Below are 24,773 nucleotides of genomic sequence, written 5' to 3' on the forward strand. Positions count from 1 at the left end.
CATGGCCCGCATCGACATCCAGCATCCGCATTCCAAGACGCCCGCGCAGGCGAGGAAGGCCATCGAAAGCGTGGCGAAGAAGCTCTCCGAGCGCTTCGACATGGACTATGGCTGGGACGGCGATACGCTGAACTTCAGCCGCTCGGGCGTAGAAGGCAAGATCGCCCTGCTGGCGAACAACCTGCAGGTCACCGCGACCCTGGGCTTCCTGCTCTCGGCGATGAAGGGCCCGATCGAGGCGGAAATCCGCCGGGTGCTGAGCGAGAAGTTCGACTGAGGTCAGTCGCGGAACGGATCGGGGTCGCCCGCGAACAACCGGCGCGACACCGTCCGCTCGGCGCGTTCGATATCGCGCACGAAGGCCTTGCCGTCGCCCAGTGCGGCGAAGGCGGCGAAGCCGCGCTCGAGGAAGCCCTGCAGGTCGCCCAGACCCGTGGCGCGGGCCGGCCCGCGCGACAGTTTCAGCAAGGTGGCCACGCCCGGCGTCTTCACCGCGCGCGCCAGCCCGACGCCGACCTCGGCGATCAGGTCGATCTGGTGCCGGCGCAGGCGGCGCAGGCCCACCTCGCGGTACGCCTGGCCGTACAAATCGGCGTCCAGCCTGCGCCGATGGGGCGCCAGCCGCTGCAGCGCCTCGGCCATGCGCATGTCCAGCACGTGCGTCAGCACCCCCAGCTCGATCCCGTGCGCCACGGTCTCCAGTACGGAGAGCGGCAGCAGGCGCTGCATCATCGGCATGACCTTGGCCACGTTGGCGTCGCGCCCGCTGAAGTCGTGGTCGCCGTAGACGTCGGTCAGGAAGAACATCGCCGCCGCGCGGCGGGTGGGATCGGCCAGGAAATGCGCGAAGCTGGTTTCCAGCCTGGCGGCCTGCCAGCGCCTGAGCTCGGACAGCCAGCGCAGGCGGTTGCGCGGTTCGAGTACGGGATCGTGCGCCGCCTGGTGCCATTCCAGGCGCCTGCCCACGCGTGCGATCAGCGGATGTGCTCGAGCCATGGGCGCCATGATCCTGACGACGGGAGACCACCGCAACCCGGCGGCCGGTCGGCTACACTCGGGCAGCGAGGTCACGACGGGTAGTACATGCTTTCGATTCACAGTGCGCGGCAGCGGGGCCACAACGGCAAGATCGGCCTGGCGATCGCCGGCGGCGGTCCCATCGGCGGCATGTACGAGCTGGGCGCCCTGCGCGCCCTGGACGAAGCACTGGACGGGCTGGACCTGACCCGCATGGACTGTTACGTGGGCGTCAGTTCCGGCGCCTTCCTGGCCGCCGGCCTGGCCAACCGGATGAGCACGGCCGAGATGTGCCGCATCTTCATCACCGGCACCAGCGACGACGCGGAGTTCCGTCCGGAAACCTTCCTGCGCCCGAACGTGGGCGAGTACCTGCGCCGGGCGGCCAGTCTGCCGGGGCTGTACGCCGACTGGGTATCGCGCCTGCTGCGCAGCCCGCACCGCGCCACCCGCTGGTCGGACCTGTTCCTGCGCTTCGGCGGCCTGGTGCCCACCGGGATCTTCGACAACCAGGAAGTGGAACGCTTCCTGCGCGACATCTTCACGCGACGCGGCCGCAGCAACGATTTCCGCACGCTGGACGCGGACCTGTTCGTGGTGGCGGTGGACCTGGACAGCGGCGAGGCTGTGCGCTTCGGCGAGCAGGGCTGGGACGACGTCCCGATTTCGCGCGCGGTGCAGGCCAGTTCCGCCCTGCCCGGCCTGTATCCGCCGGTGGAGATCGGCGGCCGCCACTTCCTGGATGGCGCGCTGCGCCGCACGATGCACGCCAGCACCGTGCTGGACCGCGGCATCGACCTGATGATCGGCATCAACCCGCTGGTGCCGTTCGACGCAAACCAGGCGACACCCCAGGCCGACCAGGCCGAACAGGTCGGCCTGGCCAGCGGCGGACTGCCGGCGGTGCTGTCGCAGACGCTGCGGACCCTGCTGCAGTCGCGCATGCAGATCGGCATGGAGAAGTACCCGCTGCGGTATCCCGACATCGACCAGCTGGTGTTCGAGCCCAACGCGGACGACAGCGAGTTGTTCTTCACCAACCTTTTCAGCTTCTCCTCGCGCCACCGGGTCTGCCAGCTGGCCTACCGCAACACGCTGGCCGACCTGCGCAAGCGCGCGACCACGCTCAAGCCCATGCTGGCCGCACACGGCATCCGCTACAACGAGGACATCGTCCAGGATCGCAACCGGTCGATCCTCGCCGGTCTGGACGTGGCGCCGCGCATGACCGAGACCACCGCCCGCCTGCGTCGCGCCCTGGACGATGTCGACCAGCTGGTGTCCCGTCACCGCGCGGCGCGTCATTCCTGATGCGCCTGCGGTTGCGTCGCCCGCTGGTGTGAAAACTCTAGACGCGACGCCGATTCTGGCGCGCAATCCCCACACCACCTACTGACGGAACGCCATGGCCACGCTGAAGAAATCCGCACGCAAGAAGACCGCTTCCGCTTCCAGCAACGAAACCCTGCAGGCCCAGGCCGAGCAGCTGTCCAAACGCCTGGGCGAGTCGGCCCAGCAGGTCTGGCTGGCCGGAGTCGGCGCTTTCGGACGCGCGCAGGCCGAAGGCACCAAGCTGTTCGAGACGCTGGTCAAGGAAGGCCTGTCGCTGGAGCAGATCACGCGCAAGACCGCCGGTGGCAAGGCCCAGGCCATGCGCGATGCCGTGGAAAGCACCGTGGGCCAGGCACGCGAACGCGCGTCCGACACCTGGGACCGGCTGGAAAAGGTGTTCGAGGAACGCGTGCATCGCGCACTGCGCCGCCTCGAGGTGCCCAGCCGCGAGGACCTGTCCGCCCTGATCGATCGCGTCGATGCCCTGAACGCCGAGCTGCGCAAGCTGGGCGGCGTGCCGGCCGCGAAGCCGGCACGGGCGCGCAAGGCCGCCGCCAAGAAACCGTCGCCGTCAGCGAAGAAGACGCCCGCCAAGCGTGCATCGCGCAAGAAGGCCGCACCATAAGGTTGCATAGGCTTTTTCCTGCGCTTTCCTGAACATTTTTTTGTTGCGCGGCACCATCCAATGGCGTAACAATCATTCCAGCCCGCCAGTCCACCGAAGTTCGTTTGCTCCCCTCCCCTTACGGCTTCGGACTGGCGGGCTGCTTCGTCCCGCCACGCGACGCGCGGTGGACAGCACAGACAGCCGCAGGCACGGCCCGGTAGAATTGCCGGTCAAATAACAACAACGCCCCGCGCCGCATGTCCATCTGGTTCCTTGGCTTGGCCGTCACGCTCGTGAGTGGCGCGGCCGCCACTGCCTATTTCTGGCTGGTCCGCCGCCCCCGCGATGAGATGTCCTACGGTCTGCATGCGTTGTCGGGACTGCGCTGGCGCGAATTCTCGAAACTGGTCCTGGCCGCGATGGCGCGTCGCGGACTGGTAGAAGCCAGCCCCGGCCCCCAGGAAAGCCGCGAGCCGCAGTCCACCTTCCTGCTCGCCCGTGGCGACGAACGCTGGCTGCTCTCGTGCAAGCATGGTTCGGCCTACCGCATCGCCGCCGCACCGGTACAGGAACTCGCTGCCAGCATCCGCCTGGGCGCGGCCCACGGCGGCATCCTGGCGACCGAAGGCAACGTGGAGAAGGAAGGCCGCGACGCCGCCCAGGGCAACACCATCGAACTGCTGGACGGCCCACGCCTGTGGCCGGAAGTGGTGGACCTGATCGAGCCGGGCCTGCGCGACCAGGTGATCGACTACGCCGCCGCGCGTGCCAAGCGTCACATCGCCATCGCCTGGCTCGGGGCGGTGGCCATTGGCGCCCTGGCGATGGCGGCCTGGCCCAACACACCTGCGCCGGCGCGCCCGGCTGCCGGAGCCCCGTCGCCCGCCGCGCCTGGCGCTGCGATCCCCGCACCGGCCCCGCCACAGCCCGCCGCCTTCCACGAGCCCACCGACGAAGAGCTGGAAATCCAGATGCGCGAGGTGCTCAAGGCACTCGCCAGGACCCCCGGCGTCACGCGCGGCGTGTGGCAGACCAAACTGACCCTCAGCGTGGACCTTGCGGCCGGAGAGCGGGACGTCTGGCCGCGGATCTGCAGCGAGCTAGAGCGCTACCCTGCACTGCGTACGAGCCGTGTGCAGCTCAACCCACCTCCCGGCAGCAGCGAACCCGTGCGCTGGCGGCAGTGCAAGACCATGTGACGCCGCTGCGACGTTCCGTCGCTGGGCGTGGCCCACGCGCAACGGGATGATCGCGTCACCGCCCTGCTGCATGCCGATCCCATGAGCGACGTTCCCGAGCCCACGCCTTACGAGCGCATCGGCGGCGAAGCCGGCCTGCGCCGGATGACGCAGCGCATGTATGCGCTGATGGATACCCTGCCGGAGGCCGCTGCCGTGCGCGCGCAGCATCCATCGTCACTGGAAGGCAGCGAGCAGAAACTGTTCGAATTCCTCAGCGGCTGGCTCGGCGGCCCACCGCTGTTCACCCAGAAGCACGGCGCCCCGATGCTGCGCGCACGCCACCTGCCCTTCCGGATCGGCATGGAAGAAGCCAGCGGCTGGCTGGCCTGCTTCCACGGCGCGATGACCGAGACCGTCGAAGACTCGGAGCTGCGCGACTTCATGTGGTCGCGGATCGAGCCATTGGCACTGCACATGCGCAACCTGCAGGCGGTGCCGCTGCGGTGGGCCGACCCGCAGGACGCGTAGAGCGGAGCTTGCTCCGCTGCTATCGAACAAACGCGACCGCGTAGCCGAGCACGCTTGGCACGACGCTGTTCACTACCAGTGCACGCCCCGCATCAGCGCGGCGAACGCGATCTGTTCCTGGCTGGGCGATTCGTCCTTCAGTGCCTTGCGGTCGCCCTTGGCGGCGGCCGAATCCGGGAACAGTTCGAAGGCGGTGTTCATCACCACCTCGTAGGCCTTCGGCGCCACCGCATTGACCAGCGCGGCGAAGATGCCCAGACGGGTGGCGATGCGGCTGGGCTTCTCGATGATCGCCTTGACCAGCAGGTCCGCCGCCTCTTCCGGCGACAGCGTCGGCACGCTGTCGTACATCTTCGTGGGCGCGATCATCGGCGTCTTCACCAGCGGCATGTTGACGGTGGTGAAGCTGATGCCCTTGCCCGACAGCTCGCCCTGCGCGCAGCGACTGAACGCATCCAGGGCCGCCTTCGACGCCACATAGGCCGAGAAGCGCGGCGAGTTGGCCAGCACGCCGATCGAGCTGATGTTGATGATGTGGCCCTTGCGGCGCTCGGTCATCTTCGGCAGGAAGCCCATGATCAGCCGCAGGCTGCCGAAATAGTTCAGCTGCATCGTGCGTTCGAAATCGTGGAAGCGGTCGTAGCTCAGTTCGATGGAGCGGCGGATCGAGCGGCCGGCGTTGTTGATCAGGACGTCGACGTGGCCGTGTTCGTCCAGTACCGTCTTCACCAGTCGGTCGCAGTCGGCCATGTCGGCCAGGTCCGCCGTGTAGGCGAACACCTTGCCGCCGGCCTTCTTCATTTCGTCGCGGGCCTTGAAAAGTTCCTCCTCGCCGCGCGCCACGATGATCGTGGTGGCGCCCGCCTCGGCCACGCGCTGCGCGGTGGACAGGCCGATGCCGGAAGATCCGCCGGTGATGACCACCACCTTGGTGCGCACCTTGCCCTTCAGCGAGCGGTCGATGAACAGGTCCGGATCCAGGTGGCGTTCCCAGTAGTCCCACAGGCGCCACGCATAATCGTCCAGACGCGGCACGGCGATGCCGCTGCCCTTCAGCGCCCGCTCCGTCTCGCGGCTGTCAAAGCGCGTGGGATAGGTGATGAACTTCAGCACTTCCTTCGGGATCTTGAAGTCGCGCAGCAGCATGCCGATGAAGCGCTTCACCGGCGGCAGGTTGCCCACCGCCATGCGGATGCTGCCCGGCACGAAGGCGAACATGCGTGCGTCGATGCGCATGGTCATCTCGGGCGCATGGCCCGCGCGGCAGAAGGTGTTCAGCACCTCGCCGACACGCATCGGTTCCGGATCGGTCAGATGGAAGGTGTGGCCGTCCAGCTTCGGCTTGTGCGCGATGTGGTCCATCGCATCGGCCACGAAATCCACCGGCACGATGTTGATGCGGCCGCCCTCGATGCCGAGCACCGGCACCCACTGCGGCAGCAGTTCGCGCAGCTTCTTGATGAGGGTGAAGAAGTAGTAAGGCCCGTCGATCTTGTCGATCTCGCCGGTCTTCGAGTGACCGACCACCATGCCCGGGCGGTAGATGCGCCACTTGATGCGCTTCTCGTTGCGGACCAGCCCTTCGGACTCGTGCTTGGTACGCAGGTAGGGGTCGTCCAGTCCTTCGGCTTCCTCGAACATGTCCTCGCGGAAGATGCCCGGATACAGGCCGGCGGCGGCGATGGAGCTGGTGTGATGGAAGCAGCCGGCCTTCAGCGCGGCTGCCAGGTCCAGCGCATGCTGGGTGCCATCGATGTTGGCGGCCTGCTGGGCTTCACGGGTGGCGGTGAGGTCGTAGATGGCGGCCAGGTGGAAGAAGTGTTTCACCTTGCCGGTCAGCGTGCGCAGTTGGGCGGGCGTGAGGCCGCACCGGGGCTTGGTCATGTCCCCGTGCACCACCGTCACGCGCTTCATGTCCCAGCCCGCCTTCTTCGCGATGGCGTCGAACTTCTTCTGCGAGTCCTTGCGGACCAGCACGTAGACCGTCCCGCTGCGCTTGAGGAGGTTGCCGACCAGATAGCGACCGATGAATCCCGTGGCGCCCGTGACGAAATAGCTCATGACTGCCCCATTCCTCAAGTTGTGTGGGCCGGCCCCTCCGACCGCCCTGCGCCGTAACTTGCCAGAGCCATCCGGTTTCGACAATCCCGTCACGGATTGACCGCCTGCACCACCCGTGGTGTGATGGCCTCGATCACTGGGAGGGATCATCCATGGCCGATCTGAAGAGCGCATTCGAACAAGCATCCAGGGACATCCAGACGCTGTCCGAGCGTCCGGACAACGACACGTTGTTGCGGCTTTACGGGCTGTACAAGCAGGGCTCGGAAGGTGATGTGAAAGGAGACAAGCCCGGATTCTTCGACTTCGTCGGCACTGCCAAGTACGAAGCCTGGGCCAAGCTCAAGGGCACCGCGCCCGAGGATGCCCAGAAGAAATATGTGGACCTGGTGAAGAAACTGATCGCCTAGTGGCACGCGATACCCGCCAGCGCATCCTTGACGCCGCCCTGGCGATGTTCAACTCACAGGGCGAGCCCCACGTCACGACCAACCATATCGCCGACGAGCTGGAGATCAGCCCGGGCAACCTGTACTACCACTTCCGCAACAAGGACGACATCATCGAGCAGCTCTTCGCGCGGTACGAGGAGCGCATGGATGCGGCGCTGACGCCGCCCACCGACCGCCTGCCGGGGCTGGAGGACATCTGGCTGCAGTTGCACCTGGTGTTCGAGTGCATCTGGGACTACCGCTTCCTGTACCGCGACCTGGTGGAGATCCTCAGCCGCAACCGCCGCCTGCGAATGCGTTTCGCGCGCATCCTGCGCCGCGCCGACGACAGCGCGCATGCGGTGATGCGCGGCATGGGCCATGCCGGTGTGATGCGCGCATCGGCAGCGGAACTGGCCGCCACGGCCACCAACGTCCTGGTGGTGTCCACCTTCTGGTTGAACTACGCCTCCACACGCGGCGAGAAGGACGAACAGGTCGCCATCCGCCAGGGCATCGTGCAGGTGATGATGCTGGTGGCCCCCTTCCTGCGTGATGCGGAACGGGTACACCTGAACACGCTCACGCAGGCGTACGCCACCTAGGCAGGCATCCTGTGCCGTAGGGGCTTCAGCCCCACGCTGTCCCGGGGATCATCGTGAAACCGACCGGCAGGCATCGGGCTTGAAGCCCGTCCTGCGTCCGCCTTTCGATGAAAGCCCCGCTCAAGCGGCCGCCAATGCATCCCCCAGCCTCGACGATGCCGCGCGCAACTCCGGGAGCAGGCCGCGGTCGTCGACGATCTCGAAATCGGGGCCGATCAAGGCCATCAGCGCCAGCAGGGCGTCGACGGATTCGGCACCCAGTTCGAGCAGGCAGTGCCGGTCGTCGCCGGCCTCCAGGATCCCGCACCACGGCGGCACGCGCGCGGCCTGTTCGGCGACAGAGCCGGGCAGGCGCAGTCGCACCTGGTAGCGCGTGAAAGGTTGGGTGATCGACTTGGCCACGTAGTCCGCCACGTCGCCCGGGAACGCGCGGGGCGGGAACTGGGTCCCGGTGTCGTGGAGCGCCTGCACGCGGTCCACCCGGAACGTACGCCAGTCCTCGCGCTTGAGGTCCCACGCCACCAGATACCAGCGGCTGCCGGTATGCACCAGCCGCAGCGGTTCGATCAGGCGCTCGCTGGCGCGCTGGCTGCGGTCGCGATACTGCATCCGCAGCCGGAAACCGTCGCGGCAGGCCGCCGCAATACGCAGCAGCGCATCCACATCGGAGGTGGGAGCCCCGCCCGCCAGGGAGAGCGTGACCGAGTACAGCGCGCTGGCACGCTTGCGCAGGCGCGCCGGCAACCACTGGTCCAGCTTGGACAGCAGCCGCAGCGACGTATCCTCCATGCGGCCGACGCTGGCGGCGGCAGTCCGCAAGGCGACCGCGACGGCCACGGCCTCGTCGTCCTCCAGCAGCACCGGCGGCATGGCGCTGCCCGAGCCCAGCCGGTAGCCACCGCCCAGGCCGGGCGAGGCATCGATGGGATAGCCGAGTTCCCGCAGCCGTTCCACGTCGCGGCGCAGCGTACGGCGGTCGATGTCCAGCCGCTGGCTCAGTTCCGCGCCCGTCCAGTGGCGGCGCGACTGCAGCAGCGACAACAGGCGAAGCAGACGGTTCGAGGTGCTGAGCATCGGCGCAGTATGGCGCCTATCGAGGGCGGATTCTGTCCTCGATAGGACCCGGGCCGTCACCGCAGGGAACACCGGGTCCGCGTCCGTCCAGCCCCACCGCTGCCAGCCGCCACGACGGCAGGCCGATATGCCTCGGTGAGCCTGGGCCGCGTGGACGCTGCGGAACCGCAGCGGTCCAGGGCCTGCTACCTCGATGGGAGAGAACAAGGAGGGGCTCTGCGAGCCCGTCCCCGGCAGCAACCGCCGGCATGCGAGGCGCTGCGTGCGTCACGCAGCGCGCGGGCGTCAGGCGCGCTTGCGGCGTGCCGGCTGCTTGGCCGCGGCTTTCGCGCGCGGTGCGGCGGCACGCGTGCGCTTGGCTGCCGGCTTCTTGCGGCTGCGGGCTGCAGGCTTGCGGGCCTGCTGCTTCAGGCCCAGCTTGGCCAGCACGGGCTGCAGCCGGGTTTCGACATCGGCGCTGAAGCGCTCCACGCTGGCTTCGCCGTGTTCACGGACATCCGCCAGGCGCTCCAGCACATCGCGCTGGGCCTGCCCGGCCATGGCTTCGGCTTGCCGGCGCGCGGACTGCAGCTTGCCCAGGGCATCGTTGGCCGCACCGACCGCCTCGCGACGGGCCACTGCGATCAGGCCAAGGCCGGCGAGCCATACATGGCGCAGGGTGGGTTCAGGGGTCTTGCGGCGAGTCTTCTTGGCAGCCATAGCAGGCATCCACATACCGGCCCGGGTGGCCGGCTTCCATGACGCGATGCTGTCCGGCCTGCGTCGAGCAATCACACTATTGGCCGCTCAACTCTCACATTCCGTAGGGGTTGCCTGTTGACTGCGTTCGCGGCGATGCTCGCCACATCCTGGGAGGGACGACAGATGGCAGCCAGATTCTCGAAGTGGGCCCCGTTTCCGCACGACGCCAAAGCCTACGCCTATGCGGGCGATGCGCTGAAGAAAGCATGGCCGGCCCTGCACGCCGGCGACCAGGAGCCCTACCCCGACGAGAAACGTGCGAAAGCCCTGATCGCCGCGGCAGGCAAGGCCGCCAAGGGCATGACCGCCGACGATCTGGCGCAGCGCCTGCAGGACGCCTGGCGGGCTTTCCATCGTGGCGACTTCCGGACGGCATACGAGGCCGGCGAGGCGCTGGGGCCGCTCGGTGCGTCAGTGGCGGTGAAGGCGATCGGCATCCATGCCACGTATCTGGTGGACGACGAAGCCGAACAGCTCAAGCGTTTCGAACACGCGGCCCAACTCGCCGAGGCGGCGGTCAAGGCGCTGCCGGACGAGGCGAACAGCCACTACCGCCATGCCTTCGCCCTGGGCCGCTACAGCCAGGGCATCAGCATCGCCAAGGCGCTCAAGCAGGGCATCGCCGGCAAGGTGAGGATCTCGCTGGAAGCCGCGCTCGAGCGGGCCCCGAAGCATGCCGAGGCGCATACCGCGCTGGCGCTCTACCACGCCGAGATCATCGGCAAGATCGGCGCGATGATCGGCGGCCTGACCTACGGCGCCAAGGCAGCCGAGGCCGAGTCGCATATCAAGACCGCGCTGAAGCTGACGCCGGATTCGCCCATCGCCCATATCGAGCACGCCAACGTGATGCTGCTCCTGCACGGCGACAAGAAGGAGGAAGCCGCCGCCGCAGCGTTCGAGAAGGCCGGCAAGCTGAAACCGCACGATGCCATGGAAGCGCTGGACGCAGCGCATGCCAATGCGCAGATCGAATAGCAACGCCTCGCTCGCGCTCGCGTCGGTCTTGCTCGCCGCGAGCGCGGCGGTAGCGGCACAGGTCGTCGCGCCCGCACCCCCTGCCCCATCGCCGCCGGTACAGACGACCGATACGCTGCTGGACGCCCTGACCTGCAGGACCTCGGCCGGCGACATCGCCGGCCTGCTGGCCAGGCTGCGGCGCGAACGGCCCAGTGAATTCGTACAGACAGAGCGCCAGTACGGCACGCCGAAAATGGATCTCTACCGGCTCGACGCATCGGTGGACGCCTGGGGCAACGAAGGCGATGCCGTCGTGATCACCGACGACCGCGTGCTGCTTCTCGTGGACGCGCCCATCGATACGGCCAGCATGCGCCTGGAGCAATCGCTGGCGGACAGTCGCGAGGCGCCGCTGTCCGGCGCACTCGATGATCTCCATGCGCTGGTGGTCTACGCCGGCGAGCATCCCGGCATGCAGCAGCGCACGCTGATCGGATGCGAGTACCGCATGCCCGGGCTCTCGCTGCTCGCCAATCCGGACGACGCCTGGCGCACGCCGACGCCGTGACCCGAGACGCGCGCGCAGCGCGCATGGCGTCCCATCCTCCGGCTCACGCCGCACGCATCAACCGCCGCGAACCCCCGCCGGCGTGCACAGGCGTGCCCGCGGGGCGGCCTTAACGGCCCGCTCCTTGCCATCTTTAGGGCGGTTGTCACGTTTCCGACGCGTCCGGCAAACCCCTGCGCCGCAGGGAGTCCGGGGGCCTAACACATTTTTTCGCAGCCGCCCTAAAGGTTTTTTTGGCAGCGCCGTTATTCATTTCGCAACACGAAGACGACTAGCCCAACAAAACAAACCGGCAGCGTCTTTTCCCTTCAACGCCGTGAATCCAAATAAGAGGAGACGAACATGGCACAGGTAATCAACACCAACACGATGTCGCTCAACGCTCAGCGCAACCTGAGCACCAGCGGCGCCTCTCTGGCCACCACCATCCAGCGCCTGTCGTCGGGTCTGCGCATCAACAGCGCGAAGGACGACGCCGCCGGTCTGGCCATCTCCGAACGTTTCAGCACCCAGATCCGCGGCCTGGACGTGGCCGTGCGCAACGCCAACGACGGCATCTCGCTGGCCCAGGTCGCCGAAGGTTCGCTGACCGAGATCGGCAACAACCTGCAGCGCATCCGCGAACTGGCCGTGCAGTCCTCCAACGCCAGCAACTCCGCGTCCGATCGCGCCGCACTGAATGCAGAAGTCAAGCAGCTGACCTCGGAAATCGACCGCGTCGCCAAGCAGGCCGACTTCAACGGCACCAAGCTGCTGGACGGCACGTTCACCAGCCAGCTGTTCCAGGTGGGCGCCAACGCCGGCCAGGCCATCGCCATCGACAAGGTGGTCGACGCCCGTGCCCAGACCCTGGGCGGCGTGACGTTCGCCAATACCTACGCGGGCACGGCACTGGGTACCGACGCGGCCGCCGCCGACACCACCTATTCGCAGCTGCAGATCTCGGTCACCCCGACCGGTGGCAGCGCGACCACCGTCGACATCGGCGCCTTCGACGTGAAGGCCGGCCAGTCGATCACGCAGGCCGCGGCCGCTGCCATCAACAACAAGCTGGGCGAAACCGGCGTGTACGCCGAGGTCAAGGCCGGCGTCATCAACCTGACCTCGGTCAAGGGCGGGCAGGAGTTCGCCCTGGCGTTCGGCGGCCCGGTCGTCGCCGGCGCCACGGTATCCACCGCCGCCAACCTCGGCCTGACCGAGACCAGCACCAACGGCGGCGACCTGGCCACCACGAACAGCTTCGTCCAGGGCCTGGACATCACCACCTTCGCCGGCGCCCAGCGCGCCCTGGAAGTGGTGGACAAGGCGCTGACCTCGGTCAACGGCGCACGCGCCGACCTGGGCGCCATCCAGAACCGCTTCACCTCGGTGGTCGCCAACCTGCAGACCAGCTCGGAAAACCTGGCCGCCTCGCGCAGCCGCATCCGCGATACGGACTTCGCCAAGGAAACCGCCGAACTGACCCGCACCCAGATCCTGCAGCAGGCCGGTACGGCCATGCTGGCCCAGGCCAACCAGGCGCCGCAGGGCGTATTGAGCTTGTTGCAAGGCTGAACCTAGCGTCCCCGGCGGCACGGCGGGGAATCGTTGGACAACATCATCCCCCGTGCAGAAAACGCCTAAGGAATCGAACTCATGGCACAGGTCATCAACACCAACACCATCTCGCTGAATGCCCAGCGCAATCTGGGCACCAGCGGCGCCTCGCTGGCGACCACGATCCAGCGGCTGTCCTCCGGTCTGCGCATCAACAGCGCCAAGGACGACGCCGCCGGTCTGGCCATCTCCGAGCGCTTCTCCACCCAGATCCGCGGCCTGGACGTGGCCGTGCGCAACGCCAACGACGGCATCTCGCTGGCCCAGGTCGCCGAAGGCTCGCTGACCGAAATCGGCAACAACCTGCAGCGCATCCGCGAACTGTCGGTGCAGTCGGCCAACGCGACCAACTCCTCGTCCGACCGCGCCGCGCTGAATGCCGAAGTCAAGCAGCTGACCTCGGAAATCGACCGCGTCGCCAAGCAGGCCGACTTCAACGGCACCAAGCTGCTGGACGGCACGTTCTCCAGCCAGCTGTTCCAGGTGGGCGCCAACGCCGGCCAGGCCATCGCCGTCGACAAGGTGGTCGATGCGCGTTCGCAGTCGCTCGGCAACGTGAAGTTCGCCGCCGACGTCACCGGCACGGCCATCGCCGATGCCGGCGCCGACGGCAGCATCGCCGGCCTGACGATCAACTCGGTAGCTATCGACACCGTCGCCTACACCAACGGCACCAGCGGCGACGATATCGCCAAGACGCTGGCGACGGCGATCAACGCCAAGATGGGCGAGACCGGCGTGTACGCCTCGGTCACGGCCGACCAGGTGACGCTGAACTCGGTCAAGGCCGGGAAGGACCTGGTGGTCGGCGGCACGGTGGCAGGCTCCGGCCTGACGGCTGCAACCACCACGGCGGCCGCCACGGCCACCGCGTCGTTCGCCAAGGACCTGGACATCACCACGTTCGAAGGCGCGCAGAAGGCCCTGGAAATCGTCGACGCCGCGCTGACCTCGGTCAACTCGGCCCGCGCCGACCTGGGTGCGGTGCAGAACCGCTTCACCTCGGTGGTCGCCAACCTGCAGACCAGCTCGGAAAACCTGGCCGCGTCCCGTAGCCGCATCCGCGACACGGACTTCGCCAAGGAAACCGCCGAACTGACCCGCACCCAGATCCTGCAGCAGGCCGGTACGGCCATGCTGGCCCAGGCCAACCAGGTGCCGCAGAACGTGCTGAGCCTGCTCCGCTGACGCGGCGCCAGGCACCGGGGCGGGCGCCTCTCCCGCCCGTCCCGGTCAGGCACTCCTTCCTCGCCCCAATCAGGACTTTCCCATGGCACAGGTCATCAACACCAACACCATCTCGCTGAACGCCCAGCGAAATCTGGGCACCAGCGGCGCCTCGCTGGCGACCACGATCCAGCGGCTGTCCTCCGGTCTGCGCATCAACAGCGCCAAGGACGACGCCGCCGGTCTGGCCATCTCCGAACGCTTCAGCACCCAGATCCGCGGCCTGGACGTGGCCGTGCGCAACGCCAACGACGGCATCTCGCTGGCCCAGGTCGCCGAAGGCTCGCTGACCGAAATCGGCAACAACCTGCAGCGCATCCGCGAGCTGTCGGTGCAGTCGGCCAACGCGACGAATTCTTCGTCCGACCGAGCCGCGCTGAACGCCGAAGTCAAGCAGCTGACGGCCGAAATCGATCGCGTCGCCAAGCAGGCCGACTTCAACGGCACCAAACTGCTGGACGGCTCGTTCTCCAGCCAGCTGTTCCAGGTGGGCGCCAATGCCGGCCAGGCCATCGCCGTCGACAAGGTCGTCGACGCCAAGGCCAATGCGCTGGGTGGTGCGATGTTCGCCACCGCCACCTTCACCACCGCCACGCCCGCCGACGGCGTGACCGCCCTGAAGATCGAAGGCCTGCAGCTGACCAACGCCGACGGCGCCACCGTCACCATCGACACCGTCGATGTCGCGGCGCAGGGCACGGCCGTGGCCACCCGCGACGCCGCCGCCAAGGCGCTGGTCACGGCCATCAATGCCAAGATCGGTGAAAGCGGCGTGTATGCCGAAGTCGGTGCGGCCGGTGCGGTCAACCTGACCTCGGTAAAGGACAGCGTGGGCAGCAACGGCGCCTTCAAGGGCATCGCCATCGAAACCGGTACCTGGACTGGCGGCACCGCCCCGGCCGACGTCACCGCCAGCACGGTCGCCACGGCCAAGCAGTACGCCTCCAACCTGGACATCTCCACCTTCAAGGGCGCGCAGCAGGCGCTGGAGATCGTCGACAAGGCGCTGACCGCGGTCAACTCGGCCCGCGCCGACCTGGGTGCGGTGCAGAACCGCTTCACCTCGGTGGTCGCCAACCTGCAGACCAGCTCGGAAAACCTGGCCGCCTCGCGCAGCCGCATCCGCGACACGGACTTCGCCAAGGAAACCGCCGAACTGACCCGCACCCAGATCCTGCAGCAGGCCGGTACGGCCATGCTGGCCCAGGCCAACCAGGTGCCGCAGAACGTGCTGTCCCTGCTGCGCTGATACGCAGCACGCCTCACCCGCAGTTCCTCCTAGTTACCTGTCGTCACGGACGGATTCGTCTCCCTCCGTTTGGCAGTACCCCAGCCCCCGCCGGCAACGGCGGGGGTCTTTTTTTGCTCCCCGCTCGACTGGCACAAACCCTGCATCACCCTGCAAGCCTGCATTTCTCACCAGCACGCCGGACCCACGGCGGCGGTGGGAGACGGAGAAATGCGGGCTAAAGAACGGATCCCGCGGGCCGTTATTGGTACTGCACGGGCGGGTCCCATTCGTGACCGGATGGCGACCCGCCCGGCCTCCCTTTTTGCGGAAAGGGTCAGACAGGAGACAGGGCAATGGCAGACTATTCATTGGGTTACGGCGGTGTCGGCTCCGGCATGGACATCAGCGGCATGGTCGAGCAGCTGGTCGCCGCCGATCGCAAGCCCGCCGACAACCGGCTCAACCGCATCGAGAGCCAGGCCAAGTTCAAGCTGTCCGCCATCGGCACGGTCAGCTCGGCGTTCAGTACGCTGGACACCGCGCTCAAGGCCCTGAAGTCCGCCACGGCCTTCGACGTACGCACCGTGAAGTCGGCCACCGACACCGTCGCGGCAGCCACCGTCTCCAGCGCCACGCCCAACGGCACCTACAACGTGGAAGTGGTCGAGCTGGCCACCGCCAACAAATGGATCACCAACGCCCCGGTCGCCGCCGGGCAGACCTTCGGCGCCGGCCAATTGACGCTGACCGTCGGCGGCGAGTCGCTGGCCATCGATATCGCCGAGGGCGCCACCCTGCAGGACGTGCGCAGCGCCATCAACGACGCCGCGCGCAGCAAGGGCGTGCAGGCCAGCGTTCTGACCTCCAACGATGGACAGTACCTGTCGGTGTCTTCGGACAAGACCGGTGCGGCCAACGGCATCACCCTCGCCTTCACCTCCGGCGGCAGCGACCTGCAATCGCTTGTCGGCAGTCTGCAGGAGCGCGTTCCGGCGGCGGACGCCGTGGTCAGGATCGACGGCCTGACCGTCACCGCCAGCGGCAACAAGATCACCGAGGCCGTCCCGGGGCTGACCCTGGACCTGAAGGCCAAGGGCACCAGCACCGTCACCGTATCCACCGACACCGCGGCCGCCAGCAAGCTGATCCAGGATGTCGTCAACGCTTACAACACCGCCATCGGCGCCATCAATGCGTCGACGAAATACAACGCCGAGACCGACGAGCCCTCCGCCCTGACCGGCGACGCGCAGATGCGCAGCGCCTCCGGGCAACTGCGCAGCATGATGGGCAACCTGCTCGGCGACCTGGCCGCACAGGGGCTGGACGCTAAGACGCTGGGCCTGCAGACCAAGGGCTACCCGTCCTCCGATGGCACGCTGGTGTTCGAGAGCAGCAAGTTCACCGCGGCCCTGACCGCCGATCCCCAGAAGATCAGCACCGCCTTCACCGGCGAAACCGGATTTGCCGGCACGCTGCAGAAGGCCGTGGGCAGCTACATCGGCACCGATGGCGCCTTCACTCTGCGCACCAACGGACTGAATGCGCAGATCAAGGACGTCACGGCACAGCGCGCCGCACTGGACGCGCGCATGGAAGCCGTCGGGAACCGGTACAAGGCCCAGTTCGTCGCCATGGACGCGCTGGTCGGCCAGATGAGCAGCACCAGCAACTACCTCGCCCAGCAACTGGCCTCTCTGTCCAGCCAGACCGGATAAGCAATGTGGTCGTGCGGCGCACGCCTGCGCCACCGCCCCAGGAGATCACGTAATGTCACTTCAGTCGTATGCCGCGCAGTACCGCAACACCGGCCTCAGCAGCGCGGTGATGGAAGCGGATCCGCACCGTCTGGTGGCCCTGCTGCTGGCCGGGGCCTGCGAACGCCTGCGCCTGGCAGAAGCCTGCGTGGCGCGCGGCGACCTGGCGCGCAAGGGCAAGGCGATCGGCGAGGTCAGTGCGATCATCGGGCACCTCAACGGATCGCTGGATCACGAAGCGGGCGGCGACATCGCCGGCAGTCTGTCGGCCCTGTACGACTACGTGCAGACCCGGCTGATCGAGGCCAACCTGCACAACGATGCGTCCGCCCTGAGCGAATCGCTGGACCTGCTGGGCGAAATCGAATCGGCGTGGAACGCCATCCCGCCCGAGCAACGCCACGTACCGGCGATGGCCGCCGCACGATGAGCGCCGCGCCGGCCCTCGACGACCTGTTCGCCCAGCTGGACGCCATGCGGCATGCCCTGCACGCGGGCGATCTGGAGGACGTCGAGCGCCTGCTCAACCGCCACGATCACGACGTGCGCGCCTTCCTGCACGCGGACGACGGCCGGGCCGCCGGCTGCGACGACCTGGCATCGCTGCTGCGCGCGCAACTGGAATTGCAGAAGACCATGCAGGATGCGCGCGAGCAGGCCCGCATCCGCATGCATGCCAGCCAGCGCGCAGACCGCGCGGCGCGCGCCTACCTGTCCGTCGTGGAGGGATGAGCCATGGCCACACCGATCGTGCTGGTGGAACACCCGGCCGAGCATGTCCTGTTCGATGGTGCGCTCACCTGTGACGTGGTGCTGCCGGCGCGCTTCGACACCGGCGCGCGCGTGGTGATGCAGGCGACCTCCGAAGCGCTGCTCAAGGGCTTGGCCATCGCAGAAGACGTGCGTGGCGACGATCCCGATGAACGCAAGGAAGCCACCCCCACCCAGCAGCGCATCGAGGCCAAGCTCGACCTGGTGCTGTCGTTGCTGGGACGGCTGGCGCGCCGCCACGAAGGCGCACCAGCGCCCACGGCGCTGCGCTGGTCGCACCGCGGAATGAGGCTTGATGTGACATCGCCGGTGGCATGCACCGAGGGCGCGCCGGGCATCGTCGTCGTGCAGCCGGCCGCGTGGCTCAGCGACCAGATCGAATTGCCCGTGGTTGCGCTGGCCCAGGTGCAGGGGTCGCACGGCCTGCATCATCTGTGGCTTCAGTTCGAGACGCTGAACGCAGGCCTGGCCGAAGCGATGGACCGCCACCTGTTCCGCCTGCACCGCCGCCAGATCGCCGAAGCCCGGCAGTCGCAACAGGCCGGCCGCGGATAGACGCATCTCGCCACCCTGCATGTCCGCCAGGATTCGCGCACTCATCGTTCTGCCGCCGCGCCGACGTCGCGGGTTTTCGGGCGCTCTGCCCAGCTCAAGTGTGACTCAAGTCGGGCTTTCACATCTCCATTGCCTTTGTGAATTGGCGCGCCCCGTCCACCCCGTTATCGTGAGACGACTCGTGACAACAGCGACCTCTGGCTTCTCCCGTGCGCGTACTCATCGTCGATGACCACACCCTGGTCCGCGCCGGCATCGGCCGGCTGCTCCAGGCGTTGCCCGACGTCGACGTGGTCGCGGAGGCGTGCAACGCCCAGCAAGCCCTGGACCTGGCGGCGATCCATCGCCCCGACCTGATCCTGCTGGACCTGTCCCTGCCCGACCGCAGTGGCCTGGACCTGCTGCCCCTGCTGCGCGAGTCGCTGCCGCAGACGCGCGTGGTGATCATGTCCATGCACAACGATCCCACCCAGGTGCGCGTGGCACTGGACCGGGGTTGCGCAGGCTTCGTCGTGAAGGAAGCCGCCCCGATGGAACTGGAGCTGGCCCTGCGTGCCGCCGCCGACGGACAGGTGTTCCTCAGCCCGCAGGTGTCTTCCAAGATGCTGGCCCCGATGCTCAACTCGCAGCGTCCCACCGGTGTTGCGGCGCTGTCGCCGCGCCAGCGGGAGATCCTGCGCCAGCTGGGCAGCGGCATGAGCAGCAAGGAAATCGCGGCGCAGCTCGGCATCAGCGTCAAGACGGTCGAAACCCATCGTGCCCGCATGATGGAATCGCTGGGCTGCCGCCGTGCGAACGATCTGCTGCTGCTGGCCGCGCGCCACCAGAACGAACTGGCCTGAGCCTTGCAGTATCGGCGTGGATGACCCCGCCGGCGACGGTTTCCCGTTGCCTCACCGCCCTCACACGGCACCTCCCATCGACGATAACCCGACGCTGTAGGGGAAACCCTGACAGCCCGTGGGGCGTGCCCGCATCACGACCAGAAACGCCCTGATTTTTTTTCCGTCACCCGCCCCGCAAAGTGTCAACACGATGTGAAGCCGACCACGGCATGCCATCGAATCGGGGACAACGGGAATGAAGACGGGACTTTCCACCCAGCTCGGGCAGCAACTCCACCTGACGCCGCAACTGCTGCAGTCGATCAGGCTGCTACAGCTGGATGGCCTGCAGCTGGAAATGGAAGTGCGGCGCGCGCTGGACCTCAATCCACTGCTCGAGGTGGAAGAAGCGCAGGACGCCGAACAGAACGGCGAGATCGAGGTGCTGCCCGCGCAGGATGCCGCCGCCACCGAAGTCGCCGCCTTCGACGAACTGCCCGAGTCCAACCTGTGGGACGTGCCGGGTACCAGCTGGCAGGACGGCGACGACGACCGCATGCAGCGCGTGGCCGCCGGCGAATCCAGCGACCCGCACGTGCGCGTGCTCGACCGCCTGGCGCTGGAACTGGATGAGCGCGCGCTGGACGTGGTCGCGTTCTGGCTGGAGAACACCAACGACGCCGGCTATCTGGAGCAGGCGCCCGAGACCCTGGCGCTGCTGGCGTCGGCCCGCTTCGACCTGAGCACCGACACCGTGCTCGCGTTGCGCGATCGCCTGCTGCGTGGCGAGTTCCCCGGCCTCACCGCCGCCGACGTGCGCGAGTGCCTGCTGGTGCAGCTGGACTGCCTGCACGGCCGCGTGCCGGGGCGTCATGTCGCCCGCCGCATCGTCACCGACGGCCTGGCGTTGCTGGCCGCGCACGAATACGACGCCCTCGCCCGCCTGCTCGACCTGGACAGCGAGCAGGTGATGGAAGGCGTGCGCCTGGTGCTGTCGCTGGATGCGCGCCCCGGCGCGTCGCTGGCCCCGGCGCCGACGGGCTACATCGTGCCCGACGTGGTGGCGTGGCATGCCGACTGCGCCTGGCGCGTGGCGCTGAATCCGGCCACCACGCCGCGGGTGCGCGTGAACGCCCTGCAGGAGCACGCGCTGGAGCAGGCAGGTCCGTCCGAGGGCGCCGGCAAGCTGCGCGAACTGCTGCAGGAAGCACGCTGGCTGACCCGTGGCCTCTCGATCCGTTACGACACCCTGCTGCGCACGGCGCGCGCCATCGTCGAGCGCCAGGCCGGCTTCCTCGCCCAGGGCGATGAAGCGATGGCGCCGCTGACGCTGAAGGAAATCGCCGATGCCATCGGCATGCATGAATCCACCGTCTCGCGCATCACCACCGGCAAGTACATGCAGACCCCGCGCGGCACCTTCGAGCTGAAGCACTTCTTCGCCGTGCGCCTGGAAGGCGCCAACGTGTCCGGCCCCGCCGTGCGCGCGATGGTGCGCCGCCTGATCGATTCCGAGCCGGCCGGCAAGCCGCTGGCCGACGAGGCCATCGCCGGCCTGCTGGCGCGCCAGGGCATCCACATCGCCCGCAGAACTGTGGCGAAGTACCGGGAACAGCTCGATATCGCTCCCGCCCGGGAACGCCGACGCGCTACCGTATCGGTCTTGGCCAAGGCCGGATAACGGAGCACGAACGCAATGAGCAAGATCACCGTACTGCTGGTGGACGACCACGAAGGCTTCATCAACGCCGCCCTGCGCCATCTGCGCAAGGTGGAGTGGCTGGAGATCGTGGGCCGCGCCAGCAATGGCCTGGAAGCCATCGAGCGCTCCGAGACCCTGCGTCCGGACGTGGTGCTGATGGACCTGGCCATGCCGGAGATGGGCGGCCTGCAGGCCACCCGCCTGATCAAGACCCAGGACGCTCCGCCGTTCATCGTGATCGCCAGCCATTTCGACGACGCCGAGCACCGCGAACACGCGATGCGCGCCGGCGCCGACGATTTCGTCAGCAAGCTGTCCTACATCCAGGAAGTCTTGCCCATCCTCGAGAAGTTCAAAGACCGCCGCCATGAGTGAATCCCGCATCCTCGTCATCGACGCCGACGCCCCGCGTGCCGAACGCCTGGCCGGCCTGCTCGAATTCATGGACCTGACACCCCGCTGGGTCGCCAGCGCCGGTGACGTGGATGTCCGTCGCCAGCGTCCGCACGACTGGCTGGCGGTGGTCGTCGGCACGGTGGACGACCAGAAGGCCGCCGACGCCTTCTTCGCCTGGCTGGGCAAGGCCCAGCTGCCCCCTCCGGTGCTGCTGCTGGAAGGCGACACGGCGGCCTTCGCCGCTGCGCACGGCCTGCACGAAGCCGGCGTGTGGACGCTGGAAAGCCCGATCCGCCATGCCCAGCTGGAAGCCTGCCTGCGCCGCGCCAGCCTCAAGCGCCTGGATACCGAACACCAGGCCCAGCAGGTCACGACCAGCGGCCCCACCGGCAACAGCCCCGCGGTCACCCGCCTGCGCCGCATGATCGAGCAGGTCGCAGGCTTCGACACCACCGTGCTGGTGCTGGGCGAATCCGGCACCGGCAAGGAAGTGGTGGCGCGCGCCATCCACGACCAGTCGCCGCGCCGCGACGGACCGTTCGTGGCCATCAACTGCGGCGCCATCCCGCCCGACTTGCTGGAAAGCGAGCTGTTCGGCCATGAGAAGGGTGCGTTCACCGGCGCGCTGAGCGCGCGCAAGGGCCGCTTCGAGATGGCCGAAGGCGGCACCCTGCTGCTGGACGAGATCGGCGACATGAGCCTGCCGATGCAGGTCAAGCTGCTGCGCGTGCTGCAGGAGCGCAGCTTCGAGCGCGTCGGCGGCAACCAGACCATCCGCTGCAATGTGCGCGTGATCGCCGCCACCCACCGCAACCTGGAAGCGCGCATCGCCGATGGCCACTTCCGCGAGGACCTGTTCTACCGCCTGAATGTGTTCCCCATCGAGATGCCCGCGCTGCGCGAGCGCGCCGACGACCTGCCCGACCTGGTGATGACCATCGCCGCGCAGCTGTCCCGCACCGGCCGCGGCGAGGTGCGCTTCGCCAACGAGACGCTGCAGGCCCTGCGCCTGTATGCCTGGCCGGGCAACGTGCGCGAGCTGACCAACCTGGTGGAACGCCTGGCGGTGCTGCATCCGGGCGGACTGGTGCGCGTGGCCGACCTGCCCAAGCGCTACCAGCCCGAGCACCTGGACGCCGTGGCCACGGAAGCCGCCGCCGTGCCCGCGCAGCCCGCCGCTGCCGCACCGTCCATGGCGACCGCCGTCACCCCGACCACGATCGCCGCCGCGGCCATGGTACCGGCCGACCGCCTGCCGGAAGCGGGCATCGACCTGCGCGAACACATCGCCCAGATCGAGCTCAACCTGATCCGCGATGCGCTGGACCGCGCCGGCGGCGTGGTCGCGCACGCGGCCCAGCTGCTGGGCCTGCGCCGCACCACGCTGGTGGAAAAGCTGCGCAAGTACGGCGTGGAGCGCGAAGACGTGGCCCTGGCGACGGAAAACTGACTGGCGGCGGGGCGCGGTTCCGGCACGGGTCTTGCAACTGATCACGCAAGACATTCCGACGACCGAAGCATCCGCCCATGTCCGACGTCACCTCCATCCTCTCGCAGATCCGCAGCTACCAGCACCAGATGGGGACGCGCGCGCTGGAGCCCAATCCGGGCGCCTTCGCCCCCAACCGGGTCGGTCTGGAGCAGCCGGGCGTCAAGGCGCCCAGCTTCGGCGAGACGCTGCAGAACGCGCTGGAAGGCGTCAACGGCGCGCAGAAGAACGCCGGCGCGCTGGCGCAGGCCTTCGAACTGGGCGATCCGCGCGCGGACCTGGCGCGGGTGATGGTGGCGGCGCAGCAGTCGCAGGTCGCCTTCCGCGCCACCGTCGAAGTGCGCAACCGCCTGGTGCAGGCCTACCAGGACGTCATGAACATGCCGCTGTGATGCGGTCCCGCTGATCCGACCCCCTACCGAACCGATCCGTCGCCATGGCCCTCACGCTGTCCAAGGAAGCCCTGAAGGAATCGCTGACCGCCGACAAGGCCGGTGCGGCGCTGACCAAGATCCAGGATGCGCGCGTGTTCAAGCAGATGGGCACGCTGCTGATGATCGCCGGCGCGGTTGCGCTGGGCCTGTTCGTGTTCTTCTGGTCGCAGAAGCCGGCCTACACCCCGCTTTACACCGGCCTGGACGCCAAGGCCACCGCCGAAGCCACCGACATGCTGCGCGCGGCGCAGATCCCGTTCCAGCTGGACCAGGCCACCGGCGCGATCTCCGTGCCGGAAGAGAACCTGCACGACGCTCGCCTGAAGCTGGCGGGCGCCGGCCTGGCCGAGAGCGGCCGCCTGGGCTTCGAGATGATGGAGCGCGATCCCGGCTTCGGCGTCAGCCAGTTCGTCGAGAACGCGCGCTACCAGCACGCACTGGAAACCGAGCTGGTGCGCACGATCACCACCCTGCGCCCGGTGCGCGATGCGCGCGTGCACCTGGCCATTCCCAAGCCCAGCGCCTTCACCCGCCAGCGCGAAGTCGCCAGCGCGTCGGTCGTGCTGGACCTGCGCTCCGGCGCCATGCTGGAACGCAACCAGGTGGACGCCATCGTGCACCTGGTGTCGTCGTCCATCCCCGACCTGGCGCCGGAACGCGTCACCGTGGTCGACCAGAGCGGCCGCATGCTCACCATCAGCGATCCGAACAGCGAGGCCGCGCTCAATGCCGCCCAGTTCGAGCGCGTGCGCAAGCTGGAGACGTCCTTCAACGACCGCATCCGCGAACTGCTGGAACCGCTGACCGGTCCCGGCCGCGTGAATGCCGAAGTCGCCGTGGACATGGATTTCTCGGTTACCGAGGAAGCCCGCGAGACCTTCGCCAACGATCCGGCCAAGATCCGCAGCGAACAGGTCAGCCAGAACACCGTCGCCGGCACCGGCCCCGAAGGCGTCCCCGGCGCCACCAGCAACACCCCGCCCGGCCCGAACGCCGCGGCCGCGCCCAACCCCGCCGCCCCGGTGGAGACCAGCAGCAGCGCCACCCGCAACTTCGAGATGGATCGCACGCTGCAGCACACCCGGCAGCCTGCCGGGCGCGTGCGTCGCGTCACCGCCGCCGTGCTGGTCGACCACGTGCCGCGCACGGGCGAGAACGGCAAGGTCGTGATGACCGCGCTGGATGCCGCCACCCTGGCGCGCATCGAAGCGCTGGTGAAGGAAGCCGTGGGCTTCGACGCCGCGCGCGGCGACTCGGTGTCGGTGATGAACGCCCCGTTCGTGCGCGAGACCGACAAGCCGGAGGACGTCCCCTTCTGGGAAAGTCCGTGGCTGCACAACCCGCTGCTGCGCGACATCGCGCGTTACGGCCTGGGTGCGCTGGTGGTGATCGCGCTGCTGTTCGGCGTGCTGCGCCCGGCGATGCGCCAGATCATCCACCCGACCGGCAAACCGAAGGCGCAGGCCGACGAGGACGACGTGGACATCAGCGTGGTCGACGCCGATGGCGATGAGGGCGGCGCGGTCGCCACGCTGTCGCACGAGCATGCGCCGCCGCTGCGCGCCCTGCCCTCGGACGCGTACGAAGACCGGCTACGCCAGGCGCGCGAGGCAGTGAAGGCCGATTCCAAGCAGGTGGCCCAGGTCGTCAAGGATTGGGTGGCCAGCGATGAGTAACGCGAACGAC

26 protein-coding genes are annotated in these 24,773 nt (G+C 68.0%); 22 read left to right on the top strand and 4 right to left on the bottom strand.

What is annotated here, in order from left to right; genetic code table 11:
- Position 1: 1 nt before the first annotated feature.
- Positions 2–277 carry a polyhydroxyalkanoic acid system family protein gene (locus IAE60_RS14160; RefSeq protein WP_162111309.1) on the top strand — a complete coding sequence of 92 codons (276 nt, stop codon included), beginning with the start codon at positions 2–4 and terminating at the stop codon, positions 275–277.
- 2 nt (positions 278–279) lie between these two features.
- Here IAE60_RS14160 and IAE60_RS14165 read toward each other — a convergent pair whose 3' ends face one another.
- Positions 280–996, bottom strand: a complete 717-nt coding sequence (locus IAE60_RS14165) for a DUF8198 family protein (protein ID WP_187572753.1) — start codon at positions 994–996, stop codon at positions 280–282.
- An 87-nt stretch (positions 997–1,083) separates the two neighbouring features.
- Here IAE60_RS14165 and IAE60_RS14170 point away from each other — a divergent pair, with 87 nt between their 5' ends.
- The 4 genes from IAE60_RS14170 to IAE60_RS14185 all read left to right on the top strand — a co-directional run bounded on the left by IAE60_RS14170 (position 1,084) and on the right by IAE60_RS14185 (position 4,665).
- Positions 1,084–2,328 (top strand): patatin-like phospholipase family protein, encoded by a 1,245-nt coding sequence (locus IAE60_RS14170; RefSeq protein ID WP_187572754.1) that lies wholly within the window; start codon positions 1,084–1,086, stop codon positions 2,326–2,328.
- A 94-nt stretch (positions 2,329–2,422) separates the two neighbouring features.
- On the top strand, positions 2,423–2,974 hold the full coding sequence (locus tag IAE60_RS14175) for a phasin family protein (protein ID WP_187572755.1): 552 nt from the start codon (positions 2,423–2,425) through the stop codon (positions 2,972–2,974).
- A gap of 239 nt (positions 2,975–3,213) precedes the next feature.
- Positions 3,214–4,155 (top strand): restriction endonuclease, encoded by a 942-nt coding sequence (locus IAE60_RS14180; RefSeq protein WP_187572756.1) that lies wholly within the window; start codon positions 3,214–3,216, stop codon positions 4,153–4,155.
- Positions 4,156–4,236: 81 nt separating this feature from the next.
- On the top strand, positions 4,237–4,665 hold the full coding sequence (locus IAE60_RS14185) for a group II truncated hemoglobin (protein ID WP_187572757.1): 429 nt from the start codon (positions 4,237–4,239) through the stop codon (positions 4,663–4,665).
- A 72-nt stretch (positions 4,666–4,737) separates the two neighbouring features.
- Here the strand turns inward: IAE60_RS14185 and IAE60_RS14190 are convergent, their stop codons facing one another.
- Positions 4,738–6,726 (bottom strand): SDR family oxidoreductase, encoded by a 1,989-nt coding sequence (locus tag IAE60_RS14190; protein ID WP_187572758.1) that lies wholly within the window; start codon positions 6,724–6,726, stop codon positions 4,738–4,740.
- 152 nt (positions 6,727–6,878) lie between these two features.
- On the opposite strand from IAE60_RS14190, the gene IAE60_RS14195 reads away from it, so the two are divergent.
- Together IAE60_RS14195 and IAE60_RS14200 are read left to right on the top strand one after the other, a co-directional pair.
- Positions 6,879–7,136, top strand: coding sequence for an acyl-CoA-binding protein (locus tag IAE60_RS14195; RefSeq protein ID WP_162111403.1), 258 nt, complete (start codon positions 6,879–6,881; stop codon positions 7,134–7,136).
- A complete protein-coding gene (locus IAE60_RS14200; RefSeq protein WP_162111402.1) occupies positions 7,136–7,762 on the top strand; it encodes a TetR/AcrR family transcriptional regulator in 627 nt (208 codons plus the stop codon). The genes IAE60_RS14195 and IAE60_RS14200 overlap by 1 nt, the downstream gene beginning before the upstream one ends.
- A gap of 120 nt (positions 7,763–7,882) precedes the next feature.
- Here the strand turns inward: IAE60_RS14200 and IAE60_RS14205 are convergent, their stop codons facing one another.
- Together IAE60_RS14205 and IAE60_RS14210 are read right to left on the bottom strand one after the other, a co-directional pair.
- Positions 7,883–8,836: a helix-turn-helix transcriptional regulator gene (locus IAE60_RS14205; RefSeq protein ID WP_162111401.1), complete on the bottom strand. Its 954-nt coding sequence runs from the start codon at positions 8,834–8,836 to the stop codon at positions 7,883–7,885.
- Positions 8,837–9,121: 285 nt separating this feature from the next.
- A complete protein-coding gene (locus IAE60_RS14210) occupies positions 9,122–9,535 on the bottom strand; it encodes a hypothetical protein (RefSeq protein WP_162111400.1) in 414 nt (137 codons plus the stop codon).
- A 165-nt stretch (positions 9,536–9,700) separates the two neighbouring features.
- On the opposite strand from IAE60_RS14210, the gene IAE60_RS14215 reads away from it, so the two are divergent.
- The 15 genes from IAE60_RS14215 (at position 9,701) to fliF (ending at position 24,763) form a co-directional block, all read left to right on the top strand.
- Positions 9,701–10,555 carry a tetratricopeptide repeat protein gene (locus tag IAE60_RS14215; protein WP_187572759.1) on the top strand — a complete coding sequence of 285 codons (855 nt, stop codon included), beginning with the start codon at positions 9,701–9,703 and terminating at the stop codon, positions 10,553–10,555.
- Positions 10,539–11,105, top strand: a complete 567-nt coding sequence (locus IAE60_RS14220) for a hypothetical protein (protein WP_187572760.1) — start codon at positions 10,539–10,541, stop codon at positions 11,103–11,105. Before IAE60_RS14215 ends, IAE60_RS14220 begins: the two co-directional genes overlap by 17 nt.
- A gap of 342 nt (positions 11,106–11,447) precedes the next feature.
- Positions 11,448–12,659 carry a flagellin gene (locus IAE60_RS14225; RefSeq protein ID WP_187572761.1) on the top strand — a complete coding sequence of 404 codons (1,212 nt, stop codon included), beginning with the start codon at positions 11,448–11,450 and terminating at the stop codon, positions 12,657–12,659.
- Between the two features lie 81 nt (positions 12,660–12,740).
- Positions 12,741–13,889, top strand: coding sequence for a flagellin (locus IAE60_RS14230; protein ID WP_185896314.1), 1,149 nt, complete (start codon positions 12,741–12,743; stop codon positions 13,887–13,889).
- A gap of 82 nt (positions 13,890–13,971) precedes the next feature.
- A complete protein-coding gene (locus IAE60_RS14235; protein WP_187572762.1) occupies positions 13,972–15,177 on the top strand; it encodes a flagellin in 1,206 nt (401 codons plus the stop codon).
- Between the two features lie 335 nt (positions 15,178–15,512).
- Positions 15,513–16,877 carry a flagellar filament capping protein FliD gene (fliD, locus tag IAE60_RS14240; protein ID WP_187572763.1) on the top strand — a complete coding sequence of 455 codons (1,365 nt, stop codon included), beginning with the start codon at positions 15,513–15,515 and terminating at the stop codon, positions 16,875–16,877.
- A gap of 52 nt (positions 16,878–16,929) precedes the next feature.
- A complete protein-coding gene (fliS, locus tag IAE60_RS14245; RefSeq protein ID WP_187572764.1) occupies positions 16,930–17,346 on the top strand; it encodes a flagellar export chaperone FliS in 417 nt (138 codons plus the stop codon).
- Positions 17,343–17,648, top strand: coding sequence for a hypothetical protein (locus IAE60_RS14250; RefSeq protein WP_187572765.1), 306 nt, complete (start codon positions 17,343–17,345; stop codon positions 17,646–17,648). Before fliS ends, IAE60_RS14250 begins: the two co-directional genes overlap by 4 nt.
- Before the next feature lie 3 nt (positions 17,649–17,651).
- Entirely contained in the window at positions 17,652–18,242 is a 591-nt protein-coding gene (locus IAE60_RS14255) for a PilZ domain-containing protein (RefSeq protein ID WP_187572766.1), read from the top strand.
- A gap of 209 nt (positions 18,243–18,451) precedes the next feature.
- On the top strand, positions 18,452–19,084 hold the full coding sequence (locus IAE60_RS14260; protein WP_185896319.1) for a response regulator: 633 nt from the start codon (positions 18,452–18,454) through the stop codon (positions 19,082–19,084).
- 238 nt (positions 19,085–19,322) lie between these two features.
- Positions 19,323–20,747 (top strand): RNA polymerase factor sigma-54, encoded by a 1,425-nt coding sequence (gene rpoN, locus IAE60_RS14265; protein WP_187572767.1) that lies wholly within the window; start codon positions 19,323–19,325, stop codon positions 20,745–20,747.
- 15 nt (positions 20,748–20,762) lie between these two features.
- On the top strand, positions 20,763–21,143 hold the full coding sequence (locus tag IAE60_RS14270) for a response regulator (protein WP_162111045.1): 381 nt from the start codon (positions 20,763–20,765) through the stop codon (positions 21,141–21,143).
- Positions 21,136–22,614 carry a sigma-54 dependent transcriptional regulator gene (locus IAE60_RS14275; protein ID WP_187572768.1) on the top strand — a complete coding sequence of 493 codons (1,479 nt, stop codon included), beginning with the start codon at positions 21,136–21,138 and terminating at the stop codon, positions 22,612–22,614. The genes IAE60_RS14270 and IAE60_RS14275 overlap by 8 nt, the downstream gene beginning before the upstream one ends.
- Positions 22,615–22,691: 77 nt before the next feature.
- The gene (gene fliE / locus IAE60_RS14280; RefSeq protein WP_185896322.1) at positions 22,692–23,045 is read left to right on the top strand and encodes a flagellar hook-basal body complex protein FliE; all 354 of its coding nucleotides are present in this window, start codon (positions 22,692–22,694) and stop codon (positions 23,043–23,045) included.
- A gap of 44 nt (positions 23,046–23,089) precedes the next feature.
- A complete protein-coding gene (gene fliF / locus IAE60_RS14285; RefSeq protein ID WP_187572769.1) occupies positions 23,090–24,763 on the top strand; it encodes a flagellar basal-body MS-ring/collar protein FliF in 1,674 nt (557 codons plus the stop codon).
- The last annotated feature ends 10 nt before the right edge of the window (positions 24,764–24,773 follow it).

It is taken from the genome of Pseudoxanthomonas mexicana (assembly GCF_014397415.1).
GTDB lineage: Bacteria > Pseudomonadota > Gammaproteobacteria > Xanthomonadales > Xanthomonadaceae > Pseudoxanthomonas_A > Pseudoxanthomonas_A mexicana.